The 19470-nt window shown below is 56.1% G+C and carries 20 protein-coding genes and 1 pseudogene; 9 read left to right on the top strand and 12 right to left on the bottom strand.

Annotated elements, in window-relative coordinates; translation table 11 throughout:
* Positions 1 to 128 precede the first annotated feature (128 nt).
* The 5 genes and pseudogenes from Ga0074115_RS16940 to Ga0074115_RS15955 form a co-directional block, all read left to right on the top strand.
* Positions 129 to 341: pseudogene (locus tag Ga0074115_RS16940) on the top strand (DUF4145 domain-containing protein); the annotation flags it as partial.
* A 15-nt stretch (positions 342 to 356) separates the two neighbouring features.
* Positions 357 to 500, top strand: a complete 144-nt coding sequence (locus tag Ga0074115_RS16945) for a hypothetical protein (protein ID WP_232433119.1) — start codon at positions 357 to 359, stop codon at positions 498 to 500.
* Positions 501 to 590: 90 nt separating this feature from the next.
* Complete coding sequence (locus tag Ga0074115_RS14145) at positions 591 to 929, top strand: hypothetical protein (RefSeq protein WP_157292798.1); 339 nt, start codon at positions 591 to 593, stop codon at positions 927 to 929.
* Between the two features lie 119 nt (positions 930 to 1048).
* Entirely contained in the window at positions 1049 to 1690 is a 642-nt protein-coding gene (locus Ga0074115_RS16370; RefSeq protein ID WP_157292800.1) for a hypothetical protein, read from the top strand.
* Positions 1691 to 2036: 346 nt separating this feature from the next.
* Positions 2037 to 2822 (top strand): RelA/SpoT domain-containing protein, encoded by a 786-nt coding sequence (locus tag Ga0074115_RS15955; RefSeq protein WP_232433120.1) that lies wholly within the window; start codon positions 2037 to 2039, stop codon positions 2820 to 2822.
* A gap of 107 nt (positions 2823 to 2929) precedes the next feature.
* Here Ga0074115_RS15955 and Ga0074115_RS14150 read toward each other — a convergent pair whose 3' ends face one another.
* From Ga0074115_RS14150 to Ga0074115_RS14200, 11 genes are all read right to left on the bottom strand, one after another.
* Positions 2930 to 4018: a tyrosine-type recombinase/integrase gene (locus tag Ga0074115_RS14150; RefSeq protein WP_332311058.1), complete on the bottom strand. Its 1089-nt coding sequence runs from the start codon at positions 4016 to 4018 to the stop codon at positions 2930 to 2932.
* A gap of 250 nt (positions 4019 to 4268) precedes the next feature.
* Complete coding sequence (gene rimI / locus Ga0074115_RS14155; protein ID WP_060528646.1) at positions 4269 to 4733, bottom strand: ribosomal protein S18-alanine N-acetyltransferase; 465 nt, start codon at positions 4731 to 4733, stop codon at positions 4269 to 4271.
* A complete protein-coding gene (locus Ga0074115_RS14160; RefSeq protein ID WP_057956256.1) occupies positions 4730 to 5599 on the bottom strand; it encodes a uracil-DNA glycosylase family protein in 870 nt (289 codons plus the stop codon). Before Ga0074115_RS14160 ends, rimI begins: the two co-directional genes overlap by 4 nt.
* A gap of 15 nt (positions 5600 to 5614) precedes the next feature.
* Positions 5615 to 7165: a 2-isopropylmalate synthase gene (locus Ga0074115_RS14165; protein WP_060528647.1), complete on the bottom strand. Its 1551-nt coding sequence runs from the start codon at positions 7163 to 7165 to the stop codon at positions 5615 to 5617.
* Positions 7166 to 7488: 323 nt separating this feature from the next.
* Positions 7489 to 8283: a CDP-diacylglycerol--serine O-phosphatidyltransferase gene (gene pssA / locus Ga0074115_RS14170; protein ID WP_057956254.1), complete on the bottom strand. Its 795-nt coding sequence runs from the start codon at positions 8281 to 8283 to the stop codon at positions 7489 to 7491.
* 135 nt (positions 8284 to 8418) lie between these two features.
* Positions 8419 to 9111, bottom strand: coding sequence for a rhodanese-like domain-containing protein (locus Ga0074115_RS14175; RefSeq protein WP_057956253.1), 693 nt, complete (start codon positions 9109 to 9111; stop codon positions 8419 to 8421).
* Between the two features lie 52 nt (positions 9112 to 9163).
* Positions 9164 to 9877: an SDR family NAD(P)-dependent oxidoreductase gene (locus Ga0074115_RS14180; protein ID WP_057956252.1), complete on the bottom strand. Its 714-nt coding sequence runs from the start codon at positions 9875 to 9877 to the stop codon at positions 9164 to 9166.
* A gap of 84 nt (positions 9878 to 9961) precedes the next feature.
* The gene (locus Ga0074115_RS14185) at positions 9962 to 12823 is read right to left on the bottom strand and encodes a bifunctional diguanylate cyclase/phosphodiesterase (RefSeq protein WP_057956251.1); all 2862 of its coding nucleotides are present in this window, start codon (positions 12821 to 12823) and stop codon (positions 9962 to 9964) included.
* Between the two features lie 5 nt (positions 12824 to 12828).
* Entirely contained in the window at positions 12829 to 14043 is a 1215-nt protein-coding gene (locus tag Ga0074115_RS14190; protein ID WP_232433121.1) for a TonB-dependent receptor, read from the bottom strand.
* Complete coding sequence (locus tag Ga0074115_RS14195) at positions 14030 to 14452, bottom strand: substrate-binding domain-containing protein (RefSeq protein ID WP_232433122.1); 423 nt, start codon at positions 14450 to 14452, stop codon at positions 14030 to 14032. Before Ga0074115_RS14195 ends, Ga0074115_RS14190 begins: the two co-directional genes overlap by 14 nt.
* 84 nt (positions 14453 to 14536) lie before the next feature.
* The gene (locus Ga0074115_RS14200; protein ID WP_232433123.1) at positions 14537 to 15040 is read right to left on the bottom strand and encodes a 2-thiouracil desulfurase family protein; all 504 of its coding nucleotides are present in this window, start codon (positions 15038 to 15040) and stop codon (positions 14537 to 14539) included.
* A gap of 123 nt (positions 15041 to 15163) precedes the next feature.
* On the opposite strand from Ga0074115_RS14200, the gene Ga0074115_RS14205 reads away from it, so the two are divergent.
* The 3 genes from Ga0074115_RS14205 to Ga0074115_RS14215 are packed head-to-tail and all read left to right on the top strand — an operon-like array spanning position 15164 to position 17538.
* Entirely contained in the window at positions 15164 to 16090 is a 927-nt protein-coding gene (locus Ga0074115_RS14205; protein WP_232433124.1) for a hypothetical protein, read from the top strand.
* A 6-nt stretch (positions 16091 to 16096) separates the two neighbouring features.
* Positions 16097 to 17149, top strand: a complete 1053-nt coding sequence (gene hemH, locus Ga0074115_RS14210) for a ferrochelatase (RefSeq protein WP_057956249.1) — start codon at positions 16097 to 16099, stop codon at positions 17147 to 17149.
* A complete protein-coding gene (locus Ga0074115_RS14215) occupies positions 17149 to 17538 on the top strand; it encodes a gamma-butyrobetaine hydroxylase family protein (protein ID WP_005959771.1) in 390 nt (129 codons plus the stop codon). Before hemH ends, Ga0074115_RS14215 begins: the two co-directional genes overlap by 1 nt.
* Here the strand turns inward: Ga0074115_RS14215 and Ga0074115_RS14220 are convergent.
* Entirely contained in the window at positions 17535 to 19262 is a 1728-nt protein-coding gene (locus Ga0074115_RS14220; protein ID WP_232433125.1) for a putative bifunctional diguanylate cyclase/phosphodiesterase, read from the bottom strand. The two genes, Ga0074115_RS14215 and Ga0074115_RS14220, sit on opposite strands and share 4 nt — an antisense overlap.
* A gap of 37 nt (positions 19263 to 19299) precedes the next feature.
* Between Ga0074115_RS14220 and Ga0074115_RS16950 the strand changes: the two genes are divergently transcribed.
* Positions 19300 to 19443 (top strand): hypothetical protein, encoded by a 144-nt coding sequence (locus Ga0074115_RS16950; RefSeq protein WP_232433126.1) that lies wholly within the window; start codon positions 19300 to 19302, stop codon positions 19441 to 19443.
* The last annotated feature ends 27 nt before the right edge of the window (positions 19444 to 19470 follow it).

The following is a 19470-nucleotide window of genomic DNA, read 5'->3' on the forward strand; positions in this document are numbered from 1 at the left end:
AATCGCCTCCACTACATCTTTCCTTTTCTGATCACGCTGTTCTTTTATCGTAGCCATGGAAAGCAGTATACACTGCCAATACTTTCGGAACGATTAATATCCGGTCTCTCTATCACGAAGCAGCAAGTATTTTTATTGATTCGCCCAAAGGGGCAACTGCTCTTTTAAGGCTAGCTCTTCAGAAGCTACTCATCCAAGTCGGCAAAGACGGAAGGAATATAAATAACGATATCAAAGAGCTGGTTGAGGGTGGGCTAAGTCCCAAAATACAACAAGCACTTGATTTGGTTCGGGTAGTCGGTAATAACGCCGTCCATCCAGGCCAGATAAATCTGGATGATGACTCGGATGTTGCTTTGAAACTATTTAAGATTCTAAACATCATCGCAGATGAGTTAATTACCAAAGAAAAAGAAATGGATGCTCTTTACAACAACATTATCCCTGAAGAAACAAGGGCGCACATAGACCAAAGAGACGGAAGAGGTAGTGATGAATAAAACACATAACAAGGCGCTCGTTCGGACGCAAACTACGCTGCGCTTCGTTTGCGCCGCACAGCTTGATCATTAAGCGCACAAGGATCACATATGAGTCAAAGTGTAATTTCTGATAATTGGTCGTTACAAAATATTTCTGAGCTTCTTCTCAATGGGATGGAAGATGGAGAAGGTCAGTACATTAAAATTGACCGCGAAAACGATTCTTATGAATATAAAAAAATATCCGAAGCTGTAATACAAACCGAAGCATTGTTCGACTTTATTACAGATATAATTCTTAGAGACCAAATAATAGTCGATGAAAAATTCACTCAAGCATGGAAACAATATAGCTCTCTAGACAAAGCAGTAAATGCAGGAGTGATTAACCCATTCCCCTTTCTAATTGATTATGAAAACTTACAGAACCAAGAAATGAGTTCGTAGATAGGCTTTGTGTAACTTCAGAACTTAGGACTCATCACGAAGAAAACAGCATTGGATGGGAAAAGTACAAGAACACTCCACACAACTACCTATCTCAAACGTTATGGGGAGGAGCCGGCATGTTGGCAAGGGGCTTTGTTTATGAAAAAGGTTACACTCCTCATCCAGTACGCAAAAGATTGTTTCTTGCTGCAGGCATTACATTGCCAAGTGAAGACGCGGTAATTCAGTTAAATAATGTTATTACTGAAAAGAGAGCAAAAATGTCTTCTGTAAATATCAATCATGACGAACTTCATTCATTAACAATTAACATGCTACCTTTGCCAATACAGGTTATTCAGGAATCAAACTCTGCAGATGAAATGATTTCAGTAGCATTACAACTACGGGATGAATATCAAGAGCTAAGAAACTGGCTTGGCTGCTACCAACAAGCATTAAGTGACGGTAGTTATAAAGATATTTTAAAATTTAAAAAAATTCTACTTTCAATATCTCAGTATATTGACTCAAAAATAGGTATTATTGATTCAAACTCCCCGACATTTACAGCAAGTATAGGGGTTCTAAAGGTAGCACTAAAAGGGCAACCGGTTAATGCTCTTAAGAACCAGTTTGGAGTTAGGTCAATGGTAAACAACCTTATTGTAAGTCGAACTGGCAATTCAGACCTTAAGAAGTTTTTAAACTTTTTTGGGCAAAAAAAAACAACGGTGGGTCTCAATGTGCTTGAAAATTTTGCTAAAAGTAGCGCTTAACAATGCGTTTAAGCGGGACTCACGAAAAGACGCCGTGAGCCCCTTAACTTTAACGTTCGGCACTAAAACATGGATTGCATATATGAAGAATAGTACCAAGTTCCCGGGAGGTTCTAAATCTCGTGTTAATCGTGTTGGAGTTAATATCCGTAATGGAACTTCAACAGAGTCCGACCTTAAAGTGCTTGAGGAGTGGCGCTCGGCTCACCGCGCAGTGCTGAATACGTTCCAGGCAATTCTAAGGAATAGAACTAGTGGGTTAAATATTACGGTTGCACAACGGCATAAACGTAAATCCACAATAATCGATAAACTTTTTAGATACCCATAAATGCAGTTATCTAGAATGGACGATGTTGCCGGGTGTCGACTTATATTTGAAGATATCGAATCACTTTATAAGTTCCGAGATGAATTCCATGAATCCCGGTTTCATCATAAAAGAAAGAACGGTATCGATAAGTATGATTATATAAAAACCCCCAAGGCGTCTGGATATAGAGGGGCACATGATGTTTATAGCTACGATGTAAATTCAGAAATAGGGCGACCATTAAAAGGGTTGCTGATTGAAATACAGTATCGTACAGAAATACAGCATGCTTGGGCTACGGCGGTAGAGGTAATTGGTTTTATTACATCAAGTCAACCCAAGTTCAAAAAAGGAGACACAAGGTATCAGCAAGCCATGGCGCTTTCTAGTGAAATTATTGCAAGAGTTCATGAAAAACATAATGGTCCCTATCCGAATACGGATGGAAAAGTGCTGGTTAGCAGATTTCTTAAATTAGATGATGAACTTAATCTTATTAATACGCTCAGCGGACTCAATGAGGTTGATGCGGAAGTATCAAGTAGAAAAAATGTTATCTTGATAATCTCCCCTGAAGGTGAACTCGAAACAAAAACATACCGCAGTGCAACAGACGCGATACGAGATCTATTTGAACTAGAGAATAATTACCCAGGTCACGATATTGTATTGGTAAAGGCGGATACACCCGAAGATGTGCGATTTGCATTCAAAAACTATTTCTCAGATACTAGGGACTTTGTTCAACTGCTAGAAGATGCATGCACTTCACTTTCTGGGGTAAAAAGATTGAGACGCCGAACAAGGCGCTCCACCTGACGGCAATTTCGCTGCGCTTCATTGACGCAGGTGAGCTTGATCGCTCACTAAGGAAAAGTAGCTGGTGGTAATAAAAACTTTTGAATTAATTCAATTCAGCGTAATACTTAAGACACCTCAACAATCTCCATCAAACGTTCCCACCACGCTTGATAAGCCTTTTCTTGTTCCGGCAGGTAATCATAATGATCATAAACCTGCCAGGAACCGGGCAACCGATGCCCCAGCATGATTTCTGCAATATGCGGCTCGGTCAGAGAAGATAGATTGGTTCTGGCCGTCTTTCTTAAATCATGCACCGACCAGTGTTTCATTTCATAGTCTTTATGACGGCGTAGCCACTGCATAATGTTATAGGGAAGCTGTAACGGTGCGCTTTGCCCCATCGGCTCGTTCGTACCGCTATTATTGAACAGGTATTCTCCCTCACCACTCAACTCCATAGCTTCTTCAACAAGTTCTTTCACAGCGGGAATGATCGGGCGTAACAATGGCTTGTTTGAGGATTTCCCGAGCTTGTGGTTTTCTGGTGGCACTGTCCAGACCATCGAATCCAGATCAAAATGCTCTTTTTTACTTAAACGCAATTCTCCATTCCGGCAAGCCAACACAAGGCAGAGCTTAAGATAGAGCTTGTTCTTTGCCGCCATGCGCGATTCATTAATGGCAAGCCAGACGAGCCTTATCTCTTCATCAGATAATGACCTGTCTCTGGCCACCTTCTTTATCTGCAAATCTTCTTTGGCGTTAATTTCGGTTAAAACATTGAAAGGAACGAGCTGGCGCTTCACTGCCCATTTAAGCATCTGCTTGCTGTTTATCAGAATACGCTCGGCAATGGCCGGGCGTTTCTCGGCATGTTCTTCCAGGATTGCCAGCCACTGGTGAAGGGTGATCTTTTCTGCTGGCAAATCACCAACAACAGGCAAAACATATAATTCAAAGCTGCGGCAGATTTCATGGTGCATTTTCTTATTCTTCTTGCAGTAGCTTTCATACCACTGCCGGAATATGGACTCTAGCGTATCGGCATTGATGAGCGCCTGCTTTTCAAGTTTGCGAACAATCTTTGGATTGTGGCCTTGCTCCAGCTCTTTCCGTAGGCGCTCATTTTCTGCGCGCGCCTCCTTCAATGTCATCTTCGGGTAAGAGCCGATATCAAGTACACAGATATGTACATAATTGTGAAGGCTCAGCTTGTCTTTGGATGTCCTTCATTGTCCCGCAGAAAGAGCGGAAAATCAATAAATACAAGGGGTTTCGGTGGTTTTTGACTCGGCTTGTCAGAGGCTGACTTTGAGGGAAAGATCCGGGTGGGAAATGATGGCGAAGGTGCGCCGCCGGCTGAGTTGTTCGAGCAGTTCGTCTGACATGGTGCTGAATCGGGTCGGGAAAACAGAGCATTATAGCGCAATAGGCACTGCTGCGAGCCCCTGGCCCGCTCGCTCAGAAAGACAGGGTCAGCAGCAGCGCATCCTCACGTCCGCCGATGGCCGGGTAGTAGTCGCGCCGCTGCCCCACCTCGACGAAACCGATCTGCCGATAGAGCCGGCGCGCAGGGCGGTTGCTCTCACGCACCTCCAGGTAGGCCGCCTCGGCGCCATGCTGCCGCCCCAGTTGCAGCAGCCGTTCGACCAGTCTGCGCCCCAGTCCAAGCCGCTGCCAGCCGGGGTCGATACAGATGTTGAGCAGATGGCACTCGTCCACCACCACCGACATCACCCCGTAGCCGACAATCTGCTGATCCACTGTCACCACCCAGCAGCAGTATCCCACCTTGAGGCAGTCGCGCAGAATGCCGAGGGTCCAGGGGAAGGGGTAGACGCGCTGCTCGATCTGTAATACCTGCTCCAGACCCTCTGCCTGCATCAGCCGCAGATCGAGCAGCGGATCCTGCAGTTGGGTACTCACCGGGCGACCCCACGCAATACTGACAGTGCCAGCTGCAGGTCGGCCCAGGCTTTGCCCTTCTGCTCCGGTGAACGCAGCAGGTAGGCCGGATGATAGGTCACCACCAGTGGGATCGCGCTGCTGCCAAAGTTATGGATGCGGCCACGCAGCTTGCCCACGGCGATCTCGGTCTTGAGCAGATTCTGCGCCGAGATGCGTCCCACCGAGAGGATCACCCGCGGACGAATCAGTGCGATCTGGCGCAGCAGATAGGGCTCGCATTTCAGCGCCTCCTCCGATCGTGGATCGCGGTTGCCCGGCGGTCGGCACTTGAGGATATTGGCGATGAAGACCTGCTGGCGCTTAAGACCCATCGCCAGCAGCATCTCGTTGAGTAGCTGACCGGCACGGCCGACGAAGGGCTCGCCCTGACGATCCTCGTCGGCGCCCGGTGCCTCGCCGATAATCAGCAGATCAGCCTGGCGGTTACCGACACCAAACACGGTCTGGGTGCAGCCCTCGCGCAACTGACAGAGACGGCATCCTTTGACCCGTTTTTCCAGGGCAGGCCAGTCGAGCCCGGCCACATCCGACTCGGCAGGCGAAGCCTGATAAGCCTCCTCCGGCACCACCGGCTCGATCTCCAGCGGCTCCCAGTCCCCCTCCAGCGGCGGGGCCTCGTCGAGCCAGGCAGGCGGCATCTCTCCACTTTCCGCAGGCGGGGCCACGATCGGCTCTGGTGCGGGCGGCGAGGCGAGCTGTGGCTTGTCCAACACAGGCGGCTTAGCCGGTTCAGGCTGAAGCTCCGTCAGGGAGTCACGGCGCTGCCACACCGTGATCCCAATGGTCTCGAGATAGCGCCGGCGAGTCGCCTCATCCATCGACATCAGGGCCTCCCCGGATCAGACATCACCGCCCTGCGGGTGCGCCTTCTCCACCGGCTCCATGATCTTGTTCACCGCGTTGATATAGGCCTTGGCGGAGGCGATCACGATGTCGGTGTCGGCTCCCTGACCGTTGACGATATGCCCGCCACGCTCCAGCCGCACCGTTACCTCGCCCTGGGCATCGGTGCCGCTGGTGATGTTGTTGACCGAGTAGAGCAACAGCTCGGTTTCGCTATTGACCAGCGCTTCGATCGCCTTGAAGGCGGCATCCACCGGGCCACCGCCAGCGGCGCTGTCGGCACGCTCCTCGCCGTCGATGCAGATCACCACATCGGCGTGGGGGGTCTCGCCGGTCTCGGAGCAGACCTTCAGCGAGACCAGCTTGACCCGCTCGTTCTTCGCCTTGGTCGCCGCATCGGTGACCAAGGCCTGTAGATCCTCATCGAAGATCTCATGCTTCTTGTCGGCGATATCCTTGAAACGGGAGAAGGCGGCGTTCAGCTCCTCCTCGGAGCCGAAGCTGATGCCCAACTCATCCAGGTGGGAGCGGAAGGCATTGCGCCCGGAGTGCTTGCCCAACACCATCCGGTTCCGGCTCCAGCCCACATCCTCGGCACGCATGATCTCGTAAGTCTCGCGGGACTTGAGCACACCATCCTGATGGATCCCCGACTCGTGGGCGAAGGCGTTGGCGCCGACGATCGCCTTGTTCGGCTGCACCGGAAAGCCGGTGATGTTGGAGACCAGCTTGGAGCAGGCGACGATCTGGGTGGCATCCAGGCCGCTGTTGCAGGTGAAATAGTCGGCACGGGTGCGCACCGCCATCACCACCTCCTCCAGGGAGGCGTTGCCGGCCCGTTCGCCGAGGCCGTTGATAGTGCACTCCACCTGACGTGCGCCGTTGGCCACCGCCGCCAGGGAGTTGGCCACCGCCAACCCGAGGTCGTTGTGGCAGTGCACCGAGAAGATCGCCTTGTCCGCGTTGGGGATACGCTCGCGCAGGGCACGGATGGTCTCGCCAAACTGATCCGGCATCGCATAGCCCACGGTATCGGGCACATTGAGGGTGGTGGCACCGGCATCGATTACCGCCTCGAAGATCCGGCACAGAAAGTCGAGCTCGGAACGGCCTGCATCCTCAGCAGAGAACTCCACGTCGTCGGTGTAGTTGCGCGCCCGCTTGACCGCCGCCACCGCCTGCTCTACCACCTGATCCGGCGACATGCGCAGCTTCTGCTCCATATGGATCGGCGAGGTGGCGATGAAGGTATGGATACGCCCTGAGTTGGCCTCTTTCAGCGCCTCGCCGGCGCGCTCGATATCCTTGTCCAGGGCGCGCGCCAGGCCGCACACGGTGGAGTCCTTGATCGCGCGGGCCACCGCCTGCACCGCCTCAAAATCACCTTGGCTGGCGATCGGGAAACCGGCCTCGATCACGTCCACCCGCAGCTTCTCCAACGCCTTGGCGATGCGCACCTTCTCCTCTTTGGTCATCGAGGCACCGGGGCTCTGCTCACCATCTCGAAGGGTGGTATCAAAAATGATTAATCTGTCTGGGTTGCTCATGCTTCAACTCCATCTATGACGCGCCTGACCGGAATACGCCACAGGTTTAATTCTGTCGATTGGGATGTTGCTCTAGTTGTGGCGTAGATTCTGGCCCCCGCCGGGGCATCGTCAGTTGCATGCCCCTCAGGGCAGCAGTCGCAGCAACAGAGAAAAGAGGAGGTCAGTCAGACGCGCAGCAGACACCGCCCCCTGGAAGGGCAGGTCAAACAGCTTGTGATGCGCAATCTGATTCATCAATCGAGTGTCCGCTCAAGAAGCTTCGAATATAACCCAAGCCCCCAGTATTGCCAACCGTCCAGGCAATCTGCCGCAAACCAAACTCAGCCCTTCTTTTCGGGCTTCTGTGGCTCGGCCACTTCACCCTCCGCGCCGGCCGTCCGCCGGGAACGCCACTCGCGCAATTGGCTCAGGGTCATTACCGGTCCGGAGATAGCGTAGACGAAGAAGATCAGAAACAGCACCACCGGCGGCTTGGCGAGCAGGATCGCAAAACCCAGCATCACCACCACCAGCACGATGAAGGGGACTTTGCCGTGGAAGTCGATCTCTTTGAAGCTGTTGTAGCGCACATTGCTCACCATCAGCAGCCCAACCACGATAGTCAGCGGCGCCACCAGCCACTCGACGGAACCCCCAGCGATCCCGTAATCGACACCCAGCCAAACGCTGCCGGCGATGATTGCTGCCGCTGAGGGGCTCGGCAGCCCCTGAAAGTAACGTTTGTCCGCCACCCCGATCTGGGTGTTGAAACGGGCCAGCCTCAGCGCCGTACCGGCGGTGTAGACAAAGGCGGAGATCCAGCCCAGCTTACCCAGGTCGGTAAGAGCCCAGAGATAGATCACCAACGACGGTGCCAACCCAAACGCCACCATGTCGGCGAGGCTGTCGTACTCTGCGCCAAACGCGGTCTGGGTGTTGGTCATGCGCGCCACCCGGCCATCCAGCCCGTCCATCAGCATCGCCACAAAGATCGCGATTGCCGCCGCTTCAAAGCGATCATTCATCGCCGCAAGGATCGCGTAGAAGCCGGCAAACAGGGTTGCGGTAGTAAACAGGTTGGGCAACAGATAGATGCCGCGGCTGCGCTTTTTCGGTTTCTCTGGAGCTGTCTCCATCTGGCTGATCCTGTTTTGGTGGGGGGCTCAGTATAAACGACTGCGCCATGGGCTCGAAGTACGACGACACCCCCAGAAACCCGCCAGCGCCGAACCGAAGAGATTATGCCAGATCGAGAAGAGCGTGCTTCAGGCTCACTCCGGAACCACAACCGACAGGCCAAAGATCTGCCACAGCTGCATACCGCCGCGATAGTAGAGGATCTTCTCGGCCGGGTAGCCGATGCTCAGCAACCCTTTGATGGCGGTGGGGGACTGACCGCACCAGGGGCCATTGCACCAGAGCACCAGATATTTCGCCGCGGAAAAGTCCCAGCCATCGTCCTTTAGCTCTACCCCAAGCCGGGCCAGCGAATCCTCCAGGGTCAGATCATCCGCGCCCTGGCTGGGGTTGAGCTGGGTGAACGGCAGGTTGATGGAACCGGGGATGGTGCCGCGCTCGTACCAGTCGGGGGTGCGGGCGTCGATCAACAGGCCGGAGCCATCAGCCAGTCGCGTCCGCATGAACTCGACCAATTCCACCTCGCCGATGGTCTTCACCCCCGCCGCCAGCTGCATCGGCTGTGCGCAGAATGGCGGGCAAGGCCGGGAGGTGCGGGCGAAGTCGAATTCGAGCATCGCCTCGGTATCCTGGTTGCGTCTGATGGTCAGCGATTTACCCGCATGCTCGACCTGGAACTCACCGAGCTCAGGGGTGATATTCACCTCGAGGGCGAGGGCCTGATGGGAGCAGGCCAGCAGGAGCATCACGATCAACAACAGGCGCGTCCACCACATCACCGCGGTGCAGTCAGCTTCGACAGGGTTGTGCAGAAAAGGTCTGGGCATGGAGTGTGCTCCCGGCATTATCAATAATGGCATCAGCCAGTGACTGACCTATTCACATCGTGCGGATATCAACAAACTCCCCGCTGGGATAGTCGTAAAGATGAGGGATTGCGGCAGCGATCCGTGCCGCGGCCTCATCGGCTGGGGGTGTGCCCCCAGTGTCGCGAGAATCGCGCAGCCGCAGCACCGCCGGGAACTCTGCCGGATCAGGCTGGCTGCAGAGATACTCCATCATGCCAGTGTCAATCAGCCCCGGCGCCAGTGCACTCAGATGGCTGGCGGGAAATTCATGGGCGTAAAGCTTGATCAGCATGTTGAGCGCCGCTTTGGAGAGAGCATAGCCGGCCCAGCCCTTGCTGCCGTTGACCGCCGCACCGGAGGAGATGGCGACGATCTGACGCAGCGGCTTGTCCCAGCCCTGCAGCCAGTCGAGGATCACCTTGTTGGCCCAGAGGTTGACGTCCATCACCTGCCGCGCATCCTCTAGCGAGACCTTATGGAATGCCTCCAGCTCACCCAAGATGCCGGCGTTGAGGATCACCAGGTCGAGCCCCTCGGCGGGTTCCAGCAACACATCCATCATGCCTGGGATGGCATCAAAGTCACTCAGGTCGCAGTGGATATCCTGCAGCGGCTCGGCCTGTTCCGCACAGCCCCGCCGGCTGCAACCGTAGACATTCCAGCCCTGCGCCAAATAGAAGCGGGTCAACGCCTCGCCCAGTCCGCTGCTATTGCCGGTGATCAATAGATTTTTTCCGCCGCTCATCGCTGCCCTCTCTGCATGCTGTGCATCGAGCCCTAGTCTTTTCCCCTGCGGCGAAAAAAACAACCCCAGCTGCGCCGCTGCCCCCTATCCGGTCGGCAGTTCGATCTCCGTCTGCGGCCGGCCGATGAAGTAGCCCTGCACATAGTCGACCCCAATCTCTTCGAGCATGTGCAGGGTCGCCTCATCTTCAACAAACTCGGCGATGGTCTTTTTGCCTAGTCCAGAGGCCATCTCAACCAACGCCTTGACGAACACCTGATCCTTGCGGTTCTGCGGCAGCTGGCGGATGAAAGAGCCATCGATCTTGACGATGTCCAACGGCAGCTCGCGCAGATAGTAGAAGGAGGAGAAACCGACACCGAAGTCATCCATGGCGAAGCGGCAGCCCAGCTCCTGCAGCTCACGGATAAAACTCTCAGCGGCGGTCATGTCAGCCAACGCCGCCGTTTCGGTGATCTCGAACACCAGCTGCTGTGGCCTCACACCGCGCAGCTGCAGCAGCTGTTTCAGCAACGGCAACAACTCTGGATCATCGACCGCCCAACCCGACAGGTTGACCGAAAGGTTGATCAACTGCTGCCCAGCCTTGCCCAGCTCAGCCAGCCGGTTGATCGCCTCGCGCAGCACCAGGCGATCGATGCTGTGGATCAGCCCGGTCTTCTCGGCCACCGGGATGAAGTCACCAGGCATAACGATGCGAGCATCCGCCTCCCGCAGCCGCAGCAGCACCTCATAGTGGGAGATACGCCGTGAGGCGATCTCCATGATCGGCTGGTAGTGGAGCAAGAATCCACCCTCCGCCAACGCCCACTCGATCTTGCCCTTCAAAGAGACGCTGTCGCTCATCTGTTCGCGGATCTGCTCATCCTGGGCGAACAGGTGCCAGCGGTCACGGCCGCGCTCCTTGGCCTGATACATCGCCAGATCTGCATTCGCCATCAGATCCTGCAGATTGACGCCATGATCGGGGAACAGCACCACCCCGATACTGGCGGAGATCCTCTGGCTGCCCTCCTTGCTCGGCAGTTCAATCCCCTTCATCACATCCAGCAACTTGCCAGCTACATCCACCGCCGCGCTGACATCCGCATTCGGCAGCAACATGGCAAACTCATCACCACCAATGCGCGCCAGGATGTCACTGCTGCGGGTGGCCTGCGCCAGTTGCCGGGCGATGATCTTGAGCAGCGCATCGCCGGCCTGATGGCCGCTGATGTCGTTGACATACTTGAACTGATCTAGGTCGATGAAGAGCAACGCGCCACTCTCGTCATAGCGCTCGGAACGCTCCAGCAGGCGTTCCAGCTCAGCGACCAGACGACGGCGATTGAACAGCTCGGTGAGGGGATCGTGGTCGGCCAGCCACGCCAGGTTCCTCTCCGCCACCTTACGCTCGGTTACATCCAGGCCGATCGAAAGCAGCAGCGGCAAATCATCGACATCTTTGGCGGGCAGCCGCGAGTGGACCCAGGAGATGCTGAACTGGCAGCCGTCGTCTGACACAACCCAGCTGTCATGCTGATAGACATCGATCTCTCCCCGTTTGAGCCGCTGCAGATAAGGCTCCGGGTCATCCATCTCCCCTGCCACTTCGATCAGTTCGAGGAAACTCAGTTTGCCCGCCTGCTCCTCCCGACAGCCGAACACCCGCTCACCTTCGGGGTTGATCGACAACAGCTGGCCTTGACTGCCTTGGGTGAGAATCACCACCTGGGCGTTATGCAGCAGGCTGGTGACAAAATCGCGCTCACGCGCCAGCTCTTCGCTGCGTTCGATCAGGCTGATGGCGCGCTTCCTGACCTCCAGATTTAGCGCCTCAAGCCGTGCGGCAAGATCGAGTACAGCGCCTCCCGCCACATCAATCTCATCAGCGGCAATCCGCTTTATCGGCCTTGCCAGCTTGTGCTGCACCTCGGCAAAGGCATTCTGCGCCAGCAGCGGAAGGGCACGCGACAACAGACGCAGACGCCGCATCGGGCTCCACAGCAGGAGCAACAGCACGGCCTCCGACAACAACAGCCCCAACAGCCCGGCGATGACGGCAGTACGGGTCGAGTGCTCGATCTGTTCAACCGAGCGGGTGATGTCGTTGATGATCAGAAACTGCGGCCTGTGCACACCACTGCTGGCACTCAGCGGAACGATCTGCAGGGCATAGCGGTTGCCGGCGTATGTCAGCTGTTGCGGCTCCCCCTGCAACTGCGTCAGCGCGATCCGGGATGCCGCCGCGTTGAGCATCGGCAGCAGCTGGTCTGCCTGGGAGCGTGCAACCACCCCCACTCCCCAATGGGCCGCCAGCGTCCCCGCAAGCGGATCAGGACCAGGCTGGGCTGATTGACTGAGGAGCGCGATATCGGCGCCGGTGATGCTATTGAAGGCGAGGATCAGGTCTGAGATTGGCCGTCCCAGCAGGGTCACGCCGGCATACTCCGCCTGGTCGAGCAGGGGCTCCGCCACAAACTGCCGGCAGCCCCGCTGGCAGTCGATCCAATGGAGTGGCTGCTGAGTGCGGTTGACCTGTGCGACCTGCGGCTTGAAGCACGCCAGGGTCTGCTCTGACTGCCAGTGGTAGAGCAGCTCCCCGTTGCTGGAGAAGAAGGCGGCGAAGTCGAGCCCCCAGTCGATTTCCAGAGTTGCCGCATTCTGTTCAAACACCGTCTCCAGCCGTTTCGCCAGTCTGCTTTCACCCGACTGGCTGGCAGCAATCACCGGGGTCAGGGCAGCCACCTGCTCCAACTGCTGAAAGCGATCCAGCACCAGGGCCCGCAACTCCTCGGCCTGCTGTTGATTGATCTCACGCTGATGTTGGACAAACTGATGCTGTAACTGCAGATAGCCGAGCGCCGCCAGTCCGCCATTGACGCCAATCAGGATCAGACTGAAGAGGAGTCCCGCCTTCCATTTGAGGCTGAAAAATCGAGCGTTCTCTTTTGCCTGTCCTGCCATGGCGCCTAAAAACCATATGAGACCAGCAGACTGAACATGTTCCAGTGCTGCGTCATCGAGAACAGGTCTGGATTCTCGGCACTTGAGAGGAACATGGTGCCATTCGCACGGCCATATTCAGCGCGCAGGATCAACTGCTCTGTCGGCTCCCACAACAGACCCAGGGTAGTCAGCTTGCTAAAGCTGGTGTGGGCCGGTCGGCCAGATATCGCACTGCGCCCGCTGCCGTCGGGGTCATCCTTGTCAAAGTGGCCCTCTTCATAGCGCAGCAGCAGTTCCCAGTCAGCGGCAAGACGGTAACTCCCCTGCAGGTAGTAACCATCAACCGTTGTGTTGTTGCTGTCCAGAATTGAGCCAAAACCACTGTATTCGAGGGGCTCCTGCATATATTCCAGGGTTAGGCTCCAGGGGCCTTCGTTGTACTGCGCAGAGGCGAGCCAGTAGTCGATCCCCAGACTGCCGCTGAGGGTTGGAGGCAATGGCGAGGGCAGACCTGACATCGTGCCATTCAGATCGAGCTTTACACCACTCAATGCTATACGCAGCCGCCCACCCTGCCATTCGTAGAGTAGGCGACCGATTAGATTGAGCCCCTGCTGGCTCAGGTCCGGATTAAAATCGTTGATCAGATAGGTTGACTCCATGTTCTCATCGATCAGCGATTTACCTGAACCAAAGTTCAGATAGAGACTATGGTCGCCCTGATGAAGCTCTCCATAGAGCTGTATGCCATCGTTGGAGAGCACCGTATTGCGCACCCGGTCCCAATAGATGACCTGGGGCAGGAAGATGCTGGGCCGGGTGGAGGCCACATCGCGGGTGTCGTTGTAGAAACCCAGCACATTCTTATAGCGCCCGACAATAATGCCGGCGCGCCCAGTCTCAGAGATATAGGGCGAATAGTCGAACTGCGCATAGTCGACCGCCGGTGAGCCGTCATACATGCCGCCGGCACGACGCGACAACAGCTGTCCGGAAGCCATAAGTTTCGGGCTGATGCGATAGGAGAAATTGACGCCGATCTCGCGGAACTCAGTACTGCCATCTTCGCTGTCACCAAAGAAACTATTGTCGCTGGTCTTCACATAGCCCTGGGTGAGAAAGCCGTGGATCTGCAACGGCGAATCGTCATCGAAAAGGCTCCCAGCGGCGCAGAGCTGCATCCGCCCGGCAAGAAGGAACAGCAACAGGACCAATGCCAGAGGATTATTCGATCTCAATGGTCCTGACCTCCCCATCAACCAGCCCTTCCGACAGATAACCGATAGCTCCCGGGGTTACCGACAGCCGCAGATACATCTCCGCCTCCGATCCCACGCGGGTCGGCGCCTGCCCCGTACCTGAGTAGATGCGCCGGCTCCAGGCACGGCGCAACTGGTGGGGAAACACCCCCAACACCTGCTTGGTGAACTCCACATGCAGCGGCGCCTTGTCTCCCAGTACAAACACCCGGACCGGGGTGCCATCTGGCCACTCGGTCATGCGCATAGTGAAGATGCTACGAAGCGTGGCGCGGGAGAGAGGCCTGATTGAATTCCCGCTGTTGGCAACAAGTTCAACAGCACCGCACTGCAGCGGCAGGCAGGTCATCAACAGAGCGAAGATGGTGAATTGAAATCGTGCTTCCATCACGTACAGCAGAGTGAGCCAAATATCATTTGGCTTATCGGGATCAGCTCCCACAATTTTAGACGACAAAATTCCACAATTAAATCATGGTAATTTTGAATGCCTTATCACTTCTGCCAGAAACGACTCCTGCTGCTCCGGAGTAACTAACTCAGACTCCTCTCGCAATGGCAGGGCAGACAGGGCCCGACGCAGTTGATCGGCAAACAGACCGGCACCGAACTGACCAGATGGGTAATGAGGGGTGGAGTGCAGACCGCAGCTGGGCGAGCGGCTCTTGAGGATGAAACCATCGAGCCGCCTGACCTGTTCAAGCCAGTCGGCCGCAAACACCAGCAACCGTTCTGTCACATCCAGTGTGCTCACCTCGACACCAACTGCCCGCGCCCTGCCTGGCTCTCCCACCAGCCGCACCGCAGGCCGCGGCACCCCCAGCCCGGCCCCCACCTCAGGGCAGACCGGCAGCCACTCCACCCGGCCTGATAGCCCCTCGATGATCACTGTGGCCCGCTTCTCCCGAGCGTCGTAGCGCACCCGCTCCCCCAGCAGGTAGGCGCTGATACCGACGACTGGACGCCCCCGCATCATCCGTTCACCCACAACCTATCAAAACGATATCTGTGCATAGCGGGAATAGGCCTGAGCGATATCAAAAAGTCCAGTCCCGACTGACGCTGCCTCTCCCCGCGGCCCATGCTAGGATCGCCCGAGATGGATCAACCAAAACCACAAGCCTACTGCCTGCGCCGACTCAACCCGTTCAACGGTACCCTGCAGGTGTTTGAGAGCGACCATGCACGTGCCTTCAGCGCCGACGGCAGGCGCTGGGAGATCCAGGTGCTGAGCCACCAACCCCAGGGGCTCTGGGCCAACACCCCGCTCGGCGACAAGGCCTTCTTCCGCTTTGGCATCTGGTCTGCCGCAAAGGGACTAAAACAGGTGCCGATCAATCCCCTGTTCGACATCCAGCAGATGATCGATGCCGCCGCACAGCTGATCGAACCGTTGCAACTCGCCCTGCCGCACCTGCCCTTCCCGCCAGGTGATCCATATGAACTCTGGTCCCTCGACGAAAACAGCGCTCAACCCATCGCCTTGCTCGCCAGCGTGGTCACTGACGCATCCCGGCAGAGCATAGAGGCCAGCCGCTGGGTCGCCGCCCAGCAGGGAGATTTCTCCTTCATCTCCGCCACCCTGAGTGACAAACAGGTACCAAACAACGACGGCCATAATCCCCGGGTGCACGCCTCGATTCTGGAGGCGATGGTGCGCGGCCGGGCTGGGCAGAATCACCGGCGCGGCTGGTTCCTGCGCCAGCCCGGAGAGCCTGTGGTCGCCTGCGATGCCGGGCAATCCAGCCCATCGGCCGATGCCTTTCCACCACTGCCGCTGAGCGACGCCTGGGAACATCCAGATGACCGCACCCTGTTCGAAGAGTACCTCGATTGGAAGGCGCCAAAACTACTGCAACTACCGCAGATCCCCGATGCCTGGCGCGCAGAGCTGGAGCAACGGGCGGTAAAAAGCGCTATCGAAGTAGAGCGCTGCTGGCAACTCTACCCCAAAATCCTCGATAGACAGCTGTTGAATCGGGCCCGGGTTGAGGCAAAAATCCGCACATCCGCGACCAACAAATAGGGTGTCATGAAATACAAAGACCAATCAGACCAACCCCTCGATGGGGCTGGCCGTCTTGGTGTGCTACTGGTCAACCTCGGCACTCCCGACGCCCCCACTACCGCCAGCGTGCGCCGCTATCTGGCCGAGTTCCTCAGCGACCCGCGGGTGGTAGAGCTACCCCGGCTGCTGTGGATGCTGATCCTGCACGGCATCATCCTGCGCACCCGGCCAAAACGCTCCGCCGCCGCCTATCGCGGCGTCTGGGGTGAGCAGGGCTCACCGCTGATGGAGATCTCACGGCAACAGGAGACCGCCCTGCGCAGCCGGCTGCAGCAGCGCCTCAACGGTCAGGTCGAGCTGGAACTGGCGATGCGCTACGGCACCCCCTCTATCGCCAGCGCACTGGAGAGACTACGCAAAAAGAACCTGCAGCGCCTGGTGGTGCTGCCGCTCTACCCGCAATATTCGGCCACCACCACCGCCTCGACTTTCGATGCCGTGACCAGCGAACTACAGCACTGGCGCCGCCTGCCGGAGCTGCGTTTCATCAACCGCTACTGGAATCAGGCCGACTACATTCAGCTGCTGGCCGACAGCATCCGCCGCTTTCGCCAGGCCAAGGGGGAACCGCAGCGGCTGCTCTTCTCCTTCCACGGCATCCCCCAGAGCTATGCCGACCAGGGCGACCCCTACCCCAGCGAGTGCCTGCAGACCGCCCGCCGCACCGCCGAGGCTCTCGGACTGGATGAGGATGAGTGGGCACTAAGCTTCCAGTCCCGCTTCGGTCGTCAGGAGTGGATCAAACCCTATACCGATGTCACCCTGAAAGCCTGGGGGACAGAACGACTGCAGCGGGTGCATGTGGTCAGCCCCGGCTTCTCTGCCGACTGTCTGGAGACCCTGGAGGAGCTGGGTGAAGAGAACCGACACTATTTTCAACAGGCCGGCGGCGGCGAATACGCCTACATCCCCGCCCTCAACGAGCATCCCGACCATATCGAAATGCTCGCCAATCTAGTCTGCCGCCACCTGCGCGGCTGGCCTGAGGCTGAGCAGAATCGAGGAGAGAAAGACTGATGGAAAAACACTATCGCCCCACCGAGATCAAGCTGCATCAGGCATCACGCTTTCTCGATATCGCATTTGATGACGGCCGCCACTTCTCCCTGCCCTGCGAATACCTGCGCGTCTACTCCCCCTCGGCGGAGACCCGCGGCCACACCCCAGAACAGGCAAAACTGGAGACTGGAAAAGAGATGGTGACTATTCTCGACCTGAAACCGGTCGGCAACTACGCAGTGAAGATTATCTTCGATGATGGCCACGACTCCGGCCTCTACGACTGGAAATATCTCTACAATCTGGGGAAGTTCCACGATGAGTTATGGCAGGCCTATCTCGACAAGCTGGCGGCGATTGGCTATCAGCGCAAGGAGCCGGAACTCCCGCCGCCACGTCAAGCCTAAACCAGTTCGACAGAGGCATCGACGGGCACTTCACGTTGCTGGGCCAGATAGTCGCGAAAGTTGTCAGCAGAGAGGGGTTTGCTCAGCAGGAAACCCTGCACGATATCCACCTCGCGCTGGCGCAGAAACTCCAGCTGCTCATCACACTCCACACCCTCGGCCACCACCTCGATATTCAGCCCATGGGCCATCGCCACGATGGCCGTAACCAGGGATTGATCATTCTGGTCGGTATGCAGTTCACGAATGAAGCTCTGGTCGATCTTGAGGGTGTGGATCGGAAAGCGTTTGAGATAGCTAAGAGATGAGTAACCGGTACCAAAATCATCCAGTGACAATTTCACTCCAAGATCCAGCAATTGCTGAAACAGTCCCATCAGGTTGCTTGACTCTGCCATCAGCAGACTCTCGGTGATCTCCAGCTCCAGGTACTCTGGCGGCAAACAACTCTTCTCCAACGCCTCTTTCACTTTCTCCACCAGTCCACCATCCTGAAACTGGGGCGATGAGACATTCACCGCCACCCGCAGCGATCGTCCCAACGTCTGCGGCCAGCGCGCCGCCTCCATACAAGCCTGCTCCAGCACCCAGTTACCGAGCGGCAAAATCAGGCCGGAACTCTCCGCCACCGGGATGAATTCACCGGGAGAGACTTGGCCTAACACTTGGTTGTTCCAACGCAGCAGTGCCTCCGCACCCAACAGTATTCCGCTGCTGGTATCCAACTGTGGCTGAAAATGGATCTCAAGTTCGTCCCGCTTCAAGGCTTTGCGTAATTTCGATTCGATAAGTAGATGGCGCGCCGCCATCTCCTTCATCTCACGGGAGAAAAACTGAAAATTGTTCTTGCCCTGCGTCTTGGCGTTATACATCGCGGTATCCGCATGCTGCAGTAGCGTCTCGGCCGTATTGCCATCATCAGGAAAGAAGCTGATACCAATGCTGGCAGTCACATACAGCTCACGATTGTCCAGTAAAAAGGGGGGGGTGATGGCATCAATAATCTTATGTGCAATCTTTTCCACACAGCTCAGCTCAACCACATCGGGGATCAGGATGATGAATTCATCACCACCGATCCGCGCCGCTGTATCACTGGTACGTAGCACCTGGTTGAACCGTTCTGCCACCATTTGCAACAGCTGATCACCGGTCTTGTGCCCCAGGGTGTCATTAATGGTTTTAAAGTTGTCCAGGTCAAGAAACATCAATGCCAGCTTGGTATTGTTGTTCAGGCAGCGTTCAAACGCCTGACTTGCACGAGTCAACGCCAGCACCTTGTTGGGCAAGCCAGTCAGCTGATCATAGTTGGCCTGATAGCGCAGTTTCTCTTCGTAGTGGAACCGTTCCGACATATCGAGCATGGTCACCAAGCAGATCGGCGGGTCTTCCGATGTCACTACCTGCAGACGCATCTCCACCGGATAGAGAGTGCCGTCACGTCGGCGATTGTCACCACGGAATGCAACCGCGCCCTGATCGGCCTCTGAACTGGATTCAACAAGCCCAAGAAAAACCGCCTGATCGATCCCCGGATGGACATCAGAGAGGCTAAGCTGCAACAGCTCCTGCTCGCTATAACCCAGGTTACGCGAAGCCCCCGCGTTGCTCTGCAAGATATCGAGTGTGTTCAGATCGACCAGATAGATCTCCGAAGAGAAATCCTGCAGGATTCGCGTCAGGCGGTTGTCGAGGCGTTTTTTCTCACACTCCAACTGCTGCATCAGCTCTCGGTTTTCGTAACGAAGATGGAGCGAAGTTTTGATTGATCCGTTGAACCGTTTGGCGGCCCGCAAGAGAAAGATCAACATCGAAAAGGTCAATACGCTGATGGCGATATTAATCGTTCCGAAAGTATTGGCAGTGTATACTGCTTTCCATGGCTACGATAAAAGAACAGCGTGATCAGAAAAGGAAAGATGTAGTGGAGGC

The sequence above is a fragment of the endosymbiont of Ridgeia piscesae genome (assembly GCF_001443665.1).
Taxonomy (GTDB): Bacteria; Pseudomonadota; Gammaproteobacteria; order Chromatiales; family Chromatiaceae; genus Endoriftia; species Endoriftia persephonae.

What these genes read in the sequence shown, in the direction of transcription:
- Ga0074115_RS14145 (WP_157292798.1), top strand. Translation starts at nt 591, where the DNA reads ATGAGTCAAAGTGTAATTTCTGATAATTGGTCGTTACAAAATATTTCT.
- Ga0074115_RS16370 (WP_157292800.1), top strand. Translation starts at nt 1,049, where the DNA reads ATGTTGGCAAGGGGCTTTGTTTATGAAAAAGGTTACACTCCTCATCCA.
- Ga0074115_RS15955 (WP_232433120.1), top strand. Translation starts at nt 2,037, where the DNA reads ATGGACGATGTTGCCGGGTGTCGACTTATATTTGAAGATATCGAATCA.
- Ga0074115_RS14160 (WP_057956256.1), bottom strand. Translation starts at nt 5,599, where the DNA reads ATGTCGATGGATGAGGCGACTCGCCGGCGCTATCTCGAGACCATTGGG.
- Ga0074115_RS14165 (WP_060528647.1), bottom strand. Translation starts at nt 7,165, where the DNA reads ATGAGCAACCCAGACAGATTAATCATTTTTGATACCACCCTTCGAGAT.
- pssA (WP_057956254.1), bottom strand. Translation starts at nt 8,283, where the DNA reads ATGGAGACAGCTCCAGAGAAACCGAAAAAGCGCAGCCGCGGCATCTAT.
- Ga0074115_RS14175 (WP_057956253.1), bottom strand. Translation starts at nt 9,111, where the DNA reads ATGCCCAGACCTTTTCTGCACAACCCTGTCGAAGCTGACTGCACCGCG.
- Ga0074115_RS14180 (WP_057956252.1), bottom strand. Translation starts at nt 9,877, where the DNA reads ATGAGCGGCGGAAAAAATCTATTGATCACCGGCAATAGCAGCGGACTG.
- Ga0074115_RS14185 (WP_057956251.1), bottom strand. Translation starts at nt 12,823, where the DNA reads ATGGCAGGACAGGCAAAAGAGAACGCTCGATTTTTCAGCCTCAAATGG.
- Ga0074115_RS14195 (WP_232433122.1), bottom strand. Translation starts at nt 14,452, where the DNA reads ATGGAAGCACGATTTCAATTCACCATCTTCGCTCTGTTGATGACCTGC.
- Ga0074115_RS14200 (WP_232433123.1), bottom strand. Translation starts at nt 15,040, where the DNA reads ATGATGCGGGGGCGTCCAGTCGTCGGTATCAGCGCCTACCTGCTGGGG.
- Ga0074115_RS14205 (WP_232433124.1), top strand. Translation starts at nt 15,164, where the DNA reads ATGGATCAACCAAAACCACAAGCCTACTGCCTGCGCCGACTCAACCCG.
- hemH (WP_057956249.1), top strand. Translation starts at nt 16,097, where the DNA reads ATGAAATACAAAGACCAATCAGACCAACCCCTCGATGGGGCTGGCCGT.
- Ga0074115_RS14215 (WP_005959771.1), top strand. Translation starts at nt 17,149, where the DNA reads ATGGAAAAACACTATCGCCCCACCGAGATCAAGCTGCATCAGGCATCA.
- Ga0074115_RS14220 (WP_232433125.1), bottom strand. Translation starts at nt 19,262, where the DNA reads ATGCAGCAGTTGGAGTGTGAGAAAAAACGCCTCGACAACCGCCTGACG.